The following is a 12,887-nucleotide window of genomic DNA, read 5'->3' as shown; positions in this document are numbered from 1 at the left end:
CCCGAAACTTCAGCCCGACGACCGCCAGGCAACCGCTCCCGGCACCGAACCCGTTCGGACAACACCTCGAACAAGCTCCGGAAACGCCGAGATCCCGTCCAATCAATCAGATCGGACGGGATCTCGTGAACTCTTCCTGAGCGAACTCAAGAACAGTCGTGCGTGGACCTGTGGGGATTTGAACCCCAGACCCCCTCGATGCGAACGAGGTGCGCTACCAGACTGCGCCACAGGCCCTTGCGACGAGTGAAACTTTAGCACCCCGGGGGGCGTGCTCAAAAATCACTTCCCCGGGGGACTACTCGTTGGCCGCGCGGGGCCGGTCGCCTTCCTCGTACTGGTCGAAGAGGGGAGTCCGGCCGCGTTCGCGGGAGCGGCGGGCGGAGGCGGCGCGACGGGCGCCGCTGCGGCCCGGGTCCTCCGGGCGGTCCTCGGCGGAGGGGGCGGGCCGGCCGGCCTCCGGGGCGGACCCGGCGCCCGCGTCCCGCTGCTCCGGAGGTACGGCGCTGGAGCGGGCCGAGCTCCAGGCGTCCGGGCCGCCCAGGTCCACGTCGGGGGTGGCCCGGGGGGCGACCGGCGCGGTCACGTAGGTGGGCAGGGGGACCGGCACGGGGTCCCAGCTCTCGCCGCCCTGGCCGGGGCGGCGCTGCCGTTCGCGCTGCTGGTCGACCCACTCGGCGTGGTCGGTCTGCTCCACCAGGGCCCGCCGGTCGGCGGCGAGGGCGGAGAGGCCGGGGTCGGCTTCCGCCTCGGGCTCCTCGTCGGGCTCGTCGGCGTCGGTGACGTCCGCGGGGTCGAGCGGGGCGCGCCGGCGGGACCCGCGTTCCCGCAGCCGCTGTGCGGCGACCTCGGCCTGCCGGCGGTCCATCTGGAAGGCGAACCGGCGGCGCTCCTGGGTACGCAGGTGGACGATGTACGCGCTGAGCAGCACCGCGGGGGCGCCCGGCGCCCACAGGAAGGCGAGTCCGCCGACGGCGGCGACGACCGAGCCGGCGGTGAAGGCGAGGAAGAGCACCACGGTGGTGCGCCGACGGCGCGCGAGCACCTTCGAGCGCCGGGCGCGTGCGGCCTCGGCGGGCGAGGGCGCCGCGGGCTGCGCCCGGCGGCGGGGCGGGCCGGGCTCGGGACGGGTGGTCCGTACGGGGGCGGGGTCCGCGTCGGCCGGCTCGGGCCGCTGCGCGGCGGGCACCGGGGCACCGGGCCGGCGGGGGGGCCGGGACACGGCGAACTCCCGGACGTCCACCGCGCCGGCCCCGTGGTCCGGGTCCGGCGCGTCGGAAGCCGGTGCGGGGGGCTCCGCCTCGTCGGCGGAGCGCGCCCGGTCCTTGGCGTACCGGCGCTCCATGCCCGCCCGTCCGGACAGCAGCCGGATGGCGGTGCTGAAGCGTTCCGTCGGACGGGCCTCGTTCAGCTCGTCCTGCCTACGGAGCCACATCGGCACCAAGTAGGCGGCCCAGGCCCCGACGATGACTGCGTAGATGAGGCCGCTGCTGCTCACGCCTCACACGGTAGAGGGGTTTACCTGAGGCCATCCGCCAATTGAGCCGGTGTGTCGCACGATCTGGCTGATATTTCGAACTTTTTTTGTGACCGATGCGATCAGCCGACCGACAATGCCGTGAATTTCCCACTTCGGGATGATCGGCATACGGCCAATTTCGAACACTTATTCCATTCCGGGGCCTGGGTGTGCGGCATTTCCCGGAGAGTTCGGCAGGTGGGGGGCACCGTCCCGGCCCTCGGACCGGTGCCGTCGGCGCACCAGACCCTCGGGGACCTCCTCGACGGTGAGGGCGTACACGAGGTGGTCGCGCCAGGCTCCGTCGATGTGGAGATAACGCGGACGCAGCCCCTCCTCGCGGAATCCGAGCTTCTCCACGACCCGGCGGCTGGGCCGGTTCTCCGGGCGAATGCAGACCTCGACGCGGTGGAGTCCGACGGTGCGGAAACAGTGGTCGACCACGAGCGCCACGGCGGTCGGCATCACCCCGCGCCCGGCGACCGCCTCGTCCACCCAGTACCCGATGTGACCGGAGCACATCGAGCCCCAGGTGATCCCGGCCACCGTGAGCTGCCCGGCCAGCCGGCCCCGGTACTCGATGACGAAGGGCAGCATGCGGCCCGCGTTCGCCTCCGCGCGCAGGTGGCGCACCATCTGCCGGTAGGTCGGCCGGTGGACGACGGGGCCGGCCGGGCCGGGCGGCGGGATGGTCGCCTCCCAGGGCCGCAGCCAGTCCCGGTTACGCCGGTTGACCTCGCGCCAGGCCCGCTGGTCGCGCAGCCTTATCGGCCTCAGGACGACGTCGCCGTCCCTCAGCTCCGCGGGCCAGGAGGGGCCGTTCAGCTCGCACCCCCGGCGCTTCCCGGGCCCGGGTGGTCACCGCCGCGCAACTGGTCCACCGCGTGCGTCAGCACCGGCTCCAGCACGGCGAGGCCGTCCTTCACCCCGCCGGTGGAACCCGGCAGGTTGACGATGAGCGTGCGCCCCGCCACCCCGGCCAGTCCCCGGGAGAGCACGGCCGCCGGCACCTTCTCCCGGCCGTGGGCGCGGATGGCCTCGGCGATGCCCGGCACCTCGTGGTCGATCACCGCCCGGGTCGCCTCCGGGGTGCGGTCGGTCGGGGACAGGCCGGTGCCGCCGGTGGTGACGATCACGTCGTAGCCGGCCGCGGCGCCCTCGCGCAGTGCCTCGCGCACCGGCTCGCCGTCCGGGACGACCCGGGGGCCGTCGACGGCGAAGCCGAGCCCGGCCAGGCGCCCGGCGATCAGCGGGCCGCCGCGGTCCTCGTAGATCCCGGCCGCCGCCCGGTTGGAGGCGGTGACCACCAGGGCGCGGTAGCTCATGACCGGCTCCAGACGCCCGAGGCCCCGCCGGTCTTCTCCTCCACCCGCACCTCCGTGATGACCGCCCCCTTGTCGACCGCCTTGACCATGTCGACCACGGTGAGCGCGGCGACGGAGACCGCGGTGAGCGCCTCCATCTCGACGCCCGTGCGGTCCGTGGTGCGCACCGTGGCGGTGATCTCCACGGCGTCGTCCGCGACCGACAGGTCCAGTGTCACACCGGAGAGCGCCAGCGGGTGGCAGAGCGGGATCAGGTCCGGGGTGCGCTTGGCGCCCATGATGCCCGCGATGCGGGCGGTGGCGAGGGCGTCGCCCTTGGGGACGCCCTCGCCGCGCAGCAGTTCGACGACGCGGGGCGCGACGAGGACGCGTCCGGTGGCGCGGGCGGTGCGCGCGGTCACGTCCTTGCCGGAGACGTCGACCATGCGGGCGGCGCCGGTGTCGTCGATGTGCGTCAGTCGGTCCTGTGGGCGCGTGTCCGGCGCCTGGGGGTCGTGCGTGCTCATGCTCTGTGGCGCTCCCGGTCCGGGCCCGGCGGTGCGGTGCGCGCGGGCCTGCTGTGCGCGACACGGTACCGCCAACCGGGGGTGCTCAGCGGAGCAGGACCACCTCGACCTCGGCGCCGGGCTCGACGGTCTCGACGTCCTCGGGGACGACGATCAGCGCGTCGGCCCGCGCGAGGGCGGCCACCAGGTGGGAGCCGGCGCCGCCGACCGGGGTGGCCGTGCCGTCGGCGCAGGTCGCGCGGAGGAACTGGCGGCGGCCCCGGGGCGAGGTCAGCGCCTTCTCCGCGGCCAGCGTCGCCGTGGTCCGCGGCCGGTGCACGTCCGCCAGGCCCATCAGGGTGCGGATGGCGGGGCGGACGAAGAGTTCGAAGGAGACGTACGAGGAGACCGGGTTGCCGGGCAGGGCCAGCAGCGGGGTGTGGTCGGGGCCGACGGAGCCGAAGCCCTGGGGCTTGCCGGGCTGCATGGCGAGCTTGCGGAAGTCCACGCCGCCGCCGGGCTCGTCCTCGTCCCCGACGTGAGCGAGGGCCTCCTTGACCACGTCGTACGCGCCGACGCTGACGCCGCCGGTGGTGACCAGCAGGTCGGCGCGGACCAGTTGGTCCTCGATGGTGGAGCGCAGGGTGTCGGCGTCGTCGGCGACGGCGCCGACCCGGTAGGCGATGGCGCCGGCGTCGCGGGCCGCCGCGGTGAGGGCGAAGCTGTTGGAGTCGTAGATCTGGCCGTAGGCCAGTTCCTCGTCGGGCTGGACGAGTTCGCTGCCGGTGGAGAGCACCACCACGCGCGGGCGCGGGTGCACCCGGACCCGGCCGCGGCCGATCGCGGCGAGCAGGGAGATCTGCGGCGGGCCGAGCACCGTGCCGGCCTCCAGGGCGAGGTCGCCGGCCCGGACGTCGTCGCCCGCCGAGCGCACGTGGGCGCCGGGTCCGGCGGGGCGGTGCACGAGGACCTGGCCCTCGGCGCCCTCGGGGGCCAGGCTGCGGGCGCGCATGCCGTCGACGGGGCCCCCGCCGAGGCCCCCGTCGGTCCACTCGACCGGGACGACGGCCTCGGCGCCGGGCGGCAGCGGGGCGCCGGTCATGATGCGGGCGGCCTGGCCGGGGCCGACCCGCAGTTCCCCGGCGGCTCCGGCGGCGACGTCGCCGATGACCTCCAGCGCGGCCGGGTACTCCTCGCTCGCGCCCGCCACGTCGGCGACGCGGACGGCGTAGCCGTCCATGGAGCTGTTGTCGAAGGGGGGCAGGGAGACCGGCACCGTGACGTCGTCGACCAGGACGCACCCCTGGGCGTCGAGCAGGTTCAGCTCGATGGGCTCCAGGGGACGGACGGTGGTGAGGATGTCCTCCAGGTGGCCTTCCACCGTCCACAGTCCGTCGGGGCCCGGGGTGTGGTCCGGGGCCGTCCGGTCGTGGCCGGCGGCACGGTGCTCGGCGCTGCTCAAGGTCCTTACATCTCCTCGGCTACGTAACTGCGGAGCCAGGTCCGGAAGTCCGGGCCCAGGTCCTCACGTTCGCATGCGAGGCGGACGATGGCACGCAGGTAGTCGCCGCGGTCGCCGGTGTCGTAGCGGCGGCCCTTGAAGACGACGCCGTGCACCGGGCCGGCGGCCTTCTCGTCGGCCGCGAGCTGCTGGAGGGCGTCGGTGAGCTGGATCTCGCCGCCGCGGCCGGGCTCGGTGGTGCGGAGTACGCCGAAGATGCCCGGGTCGAGGACGTAGCGGCCGATGATGGCGTAGTTGGAGGGGGCCTCGGACGGGTCGGGCTTCTCGACGAGCCCGGAGACCTTGACGACGTCCGAGTCGCCGGTGGCCTCGACGGCGGCGCAGCCGTAGAGGTGGATCTGCTCCGGCTCGACCTCCATGAGGGCGACGACGCTGCCGCCGTACTGCGCCTGCACGTCGATCATGCGCTGGAGCAGGGGGTCGCGCGGGTCGATCAGGTCGTCGCCGAGCAGGACGGCGAAGGGCTCGTCGCCGACGTGCGGGGCGGCGCAGAGCACGGCGTGGCCGAGGCCCTTGGGGTCGCCCTGCCGGACGTAGTGGATCATCGCCAGGTCGCTGGACTCCTGGACCTTGGCGAGACGGCCGGCGTCGCCCTTCTTCTGGAGGGCCGACTCCAGCTCGTAGTTGCGGTCGAAGTGGTCCTCCAGGGGGCGCTTGTTGCGGCCCGTGACCATGAGGACGTCTCCGAGACCCGCGGACACGGCCTCTTCGACCACATACTGGATCGCCGGCTTGTCGACGACCGGCAGCATCTCCTTGGGAGTGGCCTTGGTGGCCGGAAGGAACCGGGTGCCGAGACCTGCTGCGGGGATGACAGCCTTGCTGATCCTGGGGTGGGACTGAGTCATGCCCGCCACCCTATCCGGTGAATTCCGGGGCCCTTCCCGGGTCCGGGGCACCGGCCCGGGGCGGGGTCACGAGAACGGCAGGGGAGCGCGCGATGAGCGGTACGAGCGGTGCGGACGGGTCCGGGAAGCGGGCGCTGCGACGGGCGTTGCTCGCCGCGCGCGAGGCCCTGGGGCCGGGCGAGGCGGAGGCCGCGGCCCGGGAGCTGGCGGCCCGCGCCCTCACGCTGCCGGAGCTGGCCCGGGCGCGTGCGGTGGCGGCGTACGTCTCGGTGGGCACCGAACCGGGCACGCTCGCGCTGCTGGACGCACTGCGCGCGCGGGGCGTGCGGGTGCTGCTGCCGGTGCTGCTGGCCGACAACGACCTGGACTGGGGCCTCTACACGGGTCCCGGCTCGCTCGCGCGGGTGCGCCACGGCGGGCGGATGGAGCTGCGCGAGCCGTCCGGGGAGCGGCTGGGACCGGAGGCGGTGACGGCCGCCGACGCGGTGCTGCTGCCGGGGGTGGCGGTCGACGGGCGCGGCATGCGGCTGGGGCGCGGGGGCGGCTCCTACGACCGGGTGCTGGCCCGGCTGGAGCGGGCCGGGGCCCGCCCGGCGCTGCTGGTGCTGCTCTACGACGCGGAGGTCGTCGACCGGGTCCCGGCGGAGCCGCACGACCGGCCGGTGGACGCGGTGGTGACGCCGTCGGGGGTCCGCCGGTTCCGCACGTCCCGGGAATGAGAGAAAGACCTCCACGCGCGTGGAGGTCTTTCCCGTACCGCCCGGTGGCCGCCCCCGAGGGGGCGGCCGGTGTGTCGCCCTTCCGTCAGGAGGGCTTGAGGACCAGCGTGTCGCCGGTGTTCTTGTCGACCGCGTCCTTCGAGAAGTGCCAGGGGAGCAGTTCGCCGTCGGCCCACTTGTCCGTCTGGTCGGTGTAGTGGGCGCTGAAGGCGTGGCCGGAGGCGCCGGTGAGGTTGATCCAGCGGGACTTGTCGAGGTCGCCGAGGTTGACGACCATCCGCATGGACGGCACCCACACCACCCCGTAGCCGCCGGCCGCGTTCCAGCCGGTGGCGTTGACGGCGGCCTCGCCGCCGCTGAGCTTCCACGGGCCGCGGTTGAGCGCGTACTTCAGGAAGCCGGGGCCTTCGGTGCCCAGTGTCTGGTTCTTGAGGAACAGGCGGTGCAGCCGGCCCCAGTTCCAGGTGTCGATGTCCTTGCCGAGCTTGGCGGTCAGCTCCCAGCGGGCGTCGACCATGGCCCGCTGGAAGAGGTCGTCGCGGTTGTCGGCGGCCTTGCGGGTACCGGAGGCCGGCGTGGACCACCACTCGCTCTTGGGGTCGTCCATGAGCGTGCGGACCACCTCGAACCAGCGGTCGCCGCCGTCCGGCTGGGCCTGGTCGGCGTCGCGCTGGCCGCACTCGCGGACCTTGTTGGTGGGGTCGGCGGGGCCGGTGGTGTTGACCGGGTCGACCCACAGGCACTGGCCCTTGACGCGCAGTTCCTTGGGGAGCTTGTTGCCGAAGCCCAGCTTGAGGATGTTGCGCCACACGGCGTTGAAGTAGGCGGCGGCGGCCGAGTCGGCCTCCTGGGTGTAGTCCCAGCCCTCCAGCAGGCGCTGCGCCTCGCGGACGTCCTTGTCCTCGACGTCGATCTTCAGCAGTTGCGGCACGAGCAGCTTGGCGATCTCGCTGCTGTTGTCGATCTGCATCTGGCGCATGTCGTCGGTGGAGATCTTGCCGCCGTCCTTGATCTTCTGCTCGATCAGGGAGTTGATGCGCTGGCTGCGGGTGCCGTAGCCCCAGTCCGTGGTGAGGGTGTGCGGGTAGTCGTCGGGGCCGATGACGGCCTGGTTGGCGGTGACGATGTAGCCGCGGTCGGGGTCGTACTCGTACGGCATCTCGTCCGCGTCCAGGTACGTGCCGGTCCAGCGGTACTTGGGGTCCCAGCCGGGGACGGGCAGGGAGCCGTCGTGGCCCTCGGCGCGCACCGGGATCCTGCCGGGCAGGGTGTAGCCGATGTGGCCCTCGGTGTCGGCGTAGACGAGGTTCTGCGAGGGCACGTCGAAGAGCGCGGCGGCCCCGCGGAAGTCGTTCCAGTTCTTGGCGCGGTTGATGGCGAAGACGGCGTCCATGGTGGTGCCGGGCTCCAGCGCCGTCCAGCGCAGGGAGATGCCGTAGCCGTCGCCGCGGTCGGGGGCGAGGGTGTCGACGGTGGCCTTCTTGCCGACCTTGACCAGTTCGCCGTCGCGGTCGGAGAGCAGCGGCCCGTTGCCGGTCTCACGGACGACGATCTTCTTGGCGGGGCCGCCGGCGACCTGGATGGTCTCCTCGCGGGTCGTGAAGGGCACCACCTTGCCGTCGTACTGGTAGCCCTCGCCGGTGATCTTCTCGAGGTAGAGGTCGGTGACGTCGGCGCCGGAGTTGGTCAGGCCCCAGGCGATGTCGCCGTTGTGGCCGATGATGACGCCGGGCATGCCCGCGAAGGTGTAACCCGACACGTCGTAACGGCACTTGTCCGAGACGTCGCGGCAGTGCAGGCCCATCTGGTACCAGACGGACGGCAGCGCCGGGGAGAGGTGCGGGTCGTTGGCGAGCAGCGGCTTGCCGGTGATGGTGTGGTCGCCGGAGACGACCCAGGAGTTGGAGCCGATGCCGTCGCCGTTCACGCCGACGGCGGTGGGCAGGCCGGACAGGACCTCCTGGAGTCCGGCCAGTTGGCCCTCCAGGGCGCCGGCCGCGTCGCCCGGCAGACCGGTGCCGGTGCCCACGCCGGTGCCACCCGCGCCCGTGCCGGTGCCGGTACCCACGCCCGTGCCGGTACCGACGCCCGTGCCGGTGCCGGTGCCGGTGCCCGTGGCGCCGCTCGCGCCGCCGTCGTAGGTGCCGGTCAGCTCGTCGTAGCCGCCCTCCTGGACGATCGCCTTGTTCCGGCCGTACGGGTACGCCGGGTACAGGTCGGCGATCTGCTTCGGGCCGAGACGGCTGGTCATCAGGGCGCGGTCGATCTCGTCCTGCATGTTGCCGCGCAGGTCCCAGGCCATCGCCTTCAGCCAGGCCAGCGAGTCGACCGGCGTCCAGGTCTGCGGCGCGTAGTCGTTGGTGAAGCCGAGCGCCGCGTACTCCAGGGAGATGTCGGCGCCGTCCTTGCCGGCGAGGTAGGCGTTGACGCCCTTCGCGTACGCCTGGAGGTACTTCTTCGTGGCGTCCGACAGCTTCTCGTCGTACTCCTTCTTCGCCACCCGGTGCCAGCCCAGGGTGCGCAGGAAGGCGTCGTTCTTGACCTGGCCCTTGCCGAACATCTCCGACAGGCGCCCGGCGGTCAGGTGGCGGCGCACGTCCATCTCGTAGAACCGGTCCTGCGCCTGGACGTAGCCCTGCGCCATGAACAGGTCCTCCTCGGAGGACGCGTAGATCTGCGGGACGCCGTACCCGTCGCGCTGCACGTCGACCGGCCCCGACAGCCCCTCCAGCGTGAGCGAGCCCTTGGTCTGCGGGAAGGACGCGCGCACGGTGCCGACGGACCAGTACGCCCCGTAGGCGAGGCCGCCGACGAGGGCCAGGACCAGGACCAGGACGAGCAGGCGCGCCTTGCGCCCCTTCTTCCTGCCGGACTTGACGGGCTGCTGGCCCGTGGAGGCGGTGGTGTTGGGGGGCATCGCTGTCCTTGCTGTCCTAACACGAGCGGCAGGGGCGGGCTGTGCTTCGTACTGAGCGCTGGGGCAACTCTAGGCGCAGGGCGGGCGCCCCCTTGACGCGGAGTCGGGTACCGGCACGCACGGGCGTTCGATCATGCCCGCCCTTGCGTCAAGAAAACGTCAAGAGTTAGGTAAGGTAACGAAGTAGTCGTTCGCGGGGTCCCCCGGCTTCGTGTGCCATGTACGTGCCTCAGGCCCGTCGTCATACGGGCGCTGTGCACCAGGGAAGGATTCGGGCCGCTGACTGTCCACGACCTCAACCAGCTCCTGCTCGTCTGCTCGCTGGTCCTGCTCGTCGCCGTCGCGGCGGTGCGGATCTCCTCGCGCAGCGGGCTCCCCAGCCTGCTCATCTACCTGGCCATCGGCATCGCCATGGGCCAGGACGGCATAGGCCACATCCGGTTCGACCGGCCCGAGCTGGTCCAGGTCATCGGGTACGCGGCCCTCGTGGTGATCCTGGCCGAGGGCGGCCTCGGCACCAAGTGGAAAGAGATCCGGCCGATACTCCCGGCCGCCTCCGCGCTGGCCCTGGTGGGCGTCGCGGTGAGCGTCGGCGTGACCGCGGCCGGCGCCCACTACCTGACCGGGCTGGAGTGGCGCCAGGCACTGATCATCGGCGCGGTGGTCTCCTCCACGGACGCCGCGGCCGTCTTCTCGGTGCTGCGCCGAATCCCCCTCCCCGCGCGCGTGACGGGCACGTTGGAGGCCGAGTCCGGCTTCAACGACGCCCCCGTGGTCATCCTCGTCGTCTCCTTCTCCATGGCCGGGCCGATCGAGCACTGGTACGTGCTGCTGGGCGAGATAGCGCTGGAGCTGGCCATCGGCGCGGCCATCGGGCTCGCGGTGGGCTGGCTGGGCACCTGGGGGCTGCGGCACGTGGCGCTGCCCGCCTCCGGCCTCTACCCCATCGCCGTGATGGCGATCGCCGTCGCCGCGTACGCGACCGGCGCCATGGCCCACGGCAGCGGCTTCCTCGCCGTCTACCTGGCCGCGATGGTGATGGGCAACGCGCGGCTGCCGCACTGGCCCGCCACCCGCGGCTTCGCCGACGGCCTCGGCTGGATCGCGCAGATCGGCATGTTCGTGCTGCTGGGCCTGCTGGTCACACCGCACGAGCTGGGCGACGACATCCTTCCCGCCCTGATCATCGGGCTGGTGCTGACCATGGTGGCCCGCCCGCTGAGCGTGGTGCTGTGCCAGACGCCGTTCCGCGTGCCGTGGCAGGAGCAGGCCCTCATGTCGTGGGCGGGGCTGCGCGGCGCGGTGCCCATCATCCTGGCGACGATCCCGATGGTGGAGCACGTCGAGGGCAGCCGCCGGATCTTCAACATCGTCTTCGTGCTGGTCGTCGTCTACACCCTGGTCCAGGGCCCGACGCTGCCCTGGCTCGCCCGCCTGCTCGGCCTGGGCAAAGGCGAGGAGACCGCCGACCTCGGCGTCGAGTCGGCGCCCCTGGAGCGCCTGCGCGGCCACCTGCTCTCCGTCACGGTCCCCGAGGGCTCCCGCATGCACGGCGTGGAGATCAGCGAACTGCGGCTGCCGGCCGGGGCCGCCGTCACCCTCGTGGTCCGCGACGGCACCTCCTTCGTGCCGCTGCCGACGACGGGCCTGCGGCGCGGGGACGAACTCCTCGTGGTCGCCACCGACCCGGTCCGCGACGCCGCCGAGGCGCGGCTGCGCGCGGTCGGCCGCGGCGGCAAGCTCGCCGGGTGGCTCGGTACGAACGGGGACGGTGGTCCCGGGGCCGGTGGTTCCGGCGGGGCACGGGGGGTCGGCGGTCCGGGCGGCAGGCCCGGCAGGGCCGGCGGGGCGGGCAAGACGCGACGGCGGGCGGGTGGGCCCGTGGGATGAGGGGCGGACCCGTGGGGTGAGAGGTGGGGTGCCCCCGCGTACCGGGGTGCGCTTGCGGGTGCGGGGGTCGGCGGAGCGCGCGTGCTCACTTTCACAGGTGCCGACCCGCCCCTCCCCTGTACGATGAAGGCGGCACCTGATCGAACCAACTCTGCCTGACGCAGAGCTGGCGCGACCGTATGGCGGCCGGAACGCCCCCTTCCGCACCGGGCTCCGGTATCTACCGCAGTCCGCGCAAGAGGACAGCTCTCGGCGCTCCCCGGTGGCCGCCACGACGGGGACGGCGCTACCAGGCGGCGGAAAGGCACGGACCGTGGCAGCCGCGGTCACCCCGTCGAAGACCCCCTCGGAAGGCACCCCGGGCACCCCGCCCGCCCGTCCCGGATACGGACCGCTCCTGCGCACGCGCGGAGCGTGGACCTTCCTGCTCCCGGGCTTCGCCGCCCGTCAGCCCTTCGCCATGCTGACGATCTCCATCGTCCTCCTCGTCCAGCACACCACCGGCTCCTACGGCGTCGCGGGCGCCGTCGCCGCCGTCACCGGCGTCTCCATGGCCCTCTGCGCGCCCTACGTCGGACGGCTCGCCGACCGCCTCGGGCAGCGGGCCGTCCTGCTCCCCGGCGTCCTCGTGCACGCGGTGTCCGGGCTCGGCCTGACCTTCCTGGCCCTCGCGCACGCGCCCCTGTGGGCACTGTTCGCGGCGGCCGTCCCGACCGGCGCGTCGGTGCCGCAGATCGGGCCCATGGTGCGGGCCCGCTGGGCCGCGAAGCTGAAGGGCTCGCCCCTGATGAGCACGGCGGCGGCCTTCGAATCGGTCACCGACGAGCTGACCTTCGTCCTCGGCCCGCTGCTGGCGACCGCCCTGTGCACCGGCGTGACCCCGGCCGCCGGCCTGGTCGCCGAAGCCGGGCTGACCCTGGTGGGCGGCCTGCTGTTCGCCGCCAGCCGGAGCACCCAGCCGCCCGCCGGCCGCACCGGGGACGGCTCCCCGCGCGTGCCGCACGCCTCCGCCCTGCGGGTGCCCGGTGTGCGCGTGCTGATCGCCGCCTTCCTGGGCATCGGCGCCGTCTTCGGCGGCATGCAGGTCTCCCTCGCCGCCTTCACCGAGTCGATCGGCCGGCCCGGCCTGAACGGCGTCCTGTACGGCGTCTTCGCCGCGGGCAACATGCTCTCCGGTCTGGTCTGCGGCGCCCTCGCCTGGAAGGCGGCCCCGCACCACCGCCTCCTCGTCGGCTACGGCGCCCTGGCCCTGACCGCCTCCGGCCTGTGGGCCGCCCAGTCGGTGCCCGTACTGGCGGGGCTGGGACTGCTGGTCGGCGTCTGCGTCGCACCCGCCCTGGTCACCGGGTACACCCTGGTCGACGGTCTGGTCCCGGCCGGGGCGCGCACCGAGGCGTTCACCTGGCTCACCGGCGCCGTGGCGCTCGGGCAGGCGACGGCCGTCACGGTCGCCGGGCAACTGGAGGACCGCCTCTGGGACGGTGCCGGGTTCCTGGTCCCGGCGGGCGGCACGCTGCTCGCGCTGGCGGTGCTGCTGACGCTGCGGTCCTGGCTGGCAGCGCCCTCGCAGGGGCGCACCGTCGCACGTGGTGTCGGTCACCGCGCGCCTGCCGCAGTGGACTGATCCCCGGGAATGCGTCACTATGGACCGTCGTTAGCACT

The 12,887-nt window shown here is 73.3% G+C and carries 10 protein-coding genes and 1 tRNA gene; 3 read left to right on the top strand and 8 right to left on the bottom strand.

Features of this window, described 5'->3' with window-relative positions; translation table 11 throughout:
- Positions 1 to 163: 163 nt before the first annotated feature.
- The 7 genes from VM636_RS17870 to galU all read right to left on the bottom strand — a co-directional run bounded on the left by VM636_RS17870 (position 164) and on the right by galU (position 5,699).
- Positions 164 to 237 (bottom strand) — tRNA-Ala (locus VM636_RS17870).
- Between the two features lie 61 nt (positions 238 to 298).
- A complete protein-coding gene (glpR, locus tag VM636_RS17865; protein ID WP_053914696.1) occupies positions 299 to 1,498 on the bottom strand; it encodes a gephyrin-like molybdotransferase receptor GlpR in 1,200 nt (399 codons plus the stop codon).
- A 168-nt stretch (positions 1,499 to 1,666) separates the two neighbouring features.
- Positions 1,667 to 2,344, bottom strand: a complete 678-nt coding sequence (locus VM636_RS17860; protein ID WP_199809363.1) for a GNAT family protein — start codon at positions 2,342 to 2,344, stop codon at positions 1,667 to 1,669.
- Positions 2,341 to 2,844 carry a MogA/MoaB family molybdenum cofactor biosynthesis protein gene (locus VM636_RS17855; protein ID WP_030419666.1) on the bottom strand — a complete coding sequence of 168 codons (504 nt, stop codon included), beginning with the start codon at positions 2,842 to 2,844 and terminating at the stop codon, positions 2,341 to 2,343. The genes VM636_RS17860 and VM636_RS17855 overlap by 4 nt, the downstream gene beginning before the upstream one ends.
- On the bottom strand, positions 2,841 to 3,350 hold the full coding sequence (moaC, locus tag VM636_RS17850) for a cyclic pyranopterin monophosphate synthase MoaC (RefSeq protein WP_030419667.1): 510 nt from the start codon (positions 3,348 to 3,350) through the stop codon (positions 2,841 to 2,843). Before moaC ends, VM636_RS17855 begins: the two co-directional genes overlap by 4 nt.
- Positions 3,351 to 3,435: 85 nt before the next feature.
- Positions 3,436 to 4,719 carry a gephyrin-like molybdotransferase Glp gene (gene glp / locus VM636_RS17845; protein WP_051821263.1) on the bottom strand — a complete coding sequence of 428 codons (1,284 nt, stop codon included), beginning with the start codon at positions 4,717 to 4,719 and terminating at the stop codon, positions 3,436 to 3,438.
- A gap of 77 nt (positions 4,720 to 4,796) precedes the next feature.
- Positions 4,797 to 5,699: a UTP--glucose-1-phosphate uridylyltransferase GalU gene (galU, locus tag VM636_RS17840; protein WP_053914719.1), complete on the bottom strand. Its 903-nt coding sequence runs from the start codon at positions 5,697 to 5,699 to the stop codon at positions 4,797 to 4,799.
- Between the two features lie 92 nt (positions 5,700 to 5,791).
- Here galU and VM636_RS17835 point away from each other — a divergent pair, with 92 nt between their 5' ends.
- Positions 5,792 to 6,418 (top strand): 5-formyltetrahydrofolate cyclo-ligase, encoded by a 627-nt coding sequence (locus tag VM636_RS17835; protein WP_053914697.1) that lies wholly within the window; start codon positions 5,792 to 5,794, stop codon positions 6,416 to 6,418.
- Positions 6,419 to 6,503: 85 nt separating this feature from the next.
- On the opposite strand, the gene VM636_RS17830 is transcribed toward VM636_RS17835, so the two are convergent.
- Complete coding sequence (locus VM636_RS17830) at positions 6,504 to 9,335, bottom strand: penicillin acylase family protein (RefSeq protein WP_030419671.1); 2,832 nt, start codon at positions 9,333 to 9,335, stop codon at positions 6,504 to 6,506.
- 252 nt (positions 9,336 to 9,587) lie between these two features.
- On the opposite strand from VM636_RS17830, the gene VM636_RS17825 reads away from it, so the two are divergent.
- The gene (locus VM636_RS17825) at positions 9,588 to 11,225 is read left to right on the top strand and encodes a potassium/proton antiporter (protein ID WP_338486392.1); all 1,638 of its coding nucleotides are present in this window, start codon (positions 9,588 to 9,590) and stop codon (positions 11,223 to 11,225) included.
- Between the two features lie 397 nt (positions 11,226 to 11,622).
- Complete coding sequence (locus VM636_RS17820) at positions 11,623 to 12,849, top strand: MFS transporter (protein ID WP_234312546.1); 1,227 nt, start codon at positions 11,623 to 11,625, stop codon at positions 12,847 to 12,849.
- The last annotated feature ends 38 nt before the right edge of the window (positions 12,850 to 12,887 follow it).

The sequence above is a fragment of the Streptomyces sp. SCSIO 75703 genome, from assembly GCF_036607905.1.
GTDB lineage: Bacteria > Actinomycetota > Actinomycetes > Streptomycetales > Streptomycetaceae > Streptomyces.
The sequence above is the reverse complement of the archived record's forward strand: the minus strand, read 5'-3'. Positions and strand labels throughout refer to the sequence as shown.

What these genes read in the sequence shown, in the direction of transcription:
- VM636_RS17855 (WP_030419666.1), bottom strand. Translation starts at nt 2,844, where the DNA reads ATGAGCTACCGCGCCCTGGTGGTCACCGCCTCCAACCGGGCGGCGGCC.
- moaC (WP_030419667.1), bottom strand. Translation starts at nt 3,350, where the DNA reads ATGAGCACGCACGACCCCCAGGCGCCGGACACGCGCCCACAGGACCGA.
- galU (WP_053914719.1), bottom strand. Translation starts at nt 5,699, where the DNA reads ATGACTCAGTCCCACCCCAGGATCAGCAAGGCTGTCATCCCCGCAGCA.
- VM636_RS17835 (WP_053914697.1), top strand. Translation starts at nt 5,792, where the DNA reads ATGAGCGGTACGAGCGGTGCGGACGGGTCCGGGAAGCGGGCGCTGCGA.
- VM636_RS17830 (WP_030419671.1), bottom strand. Translation starts at nt 9,335, where the DNA reads ATGCCCCCCAACACCACCGCCTCCACGGGCCAGCAGCCCGTCAAGTCC.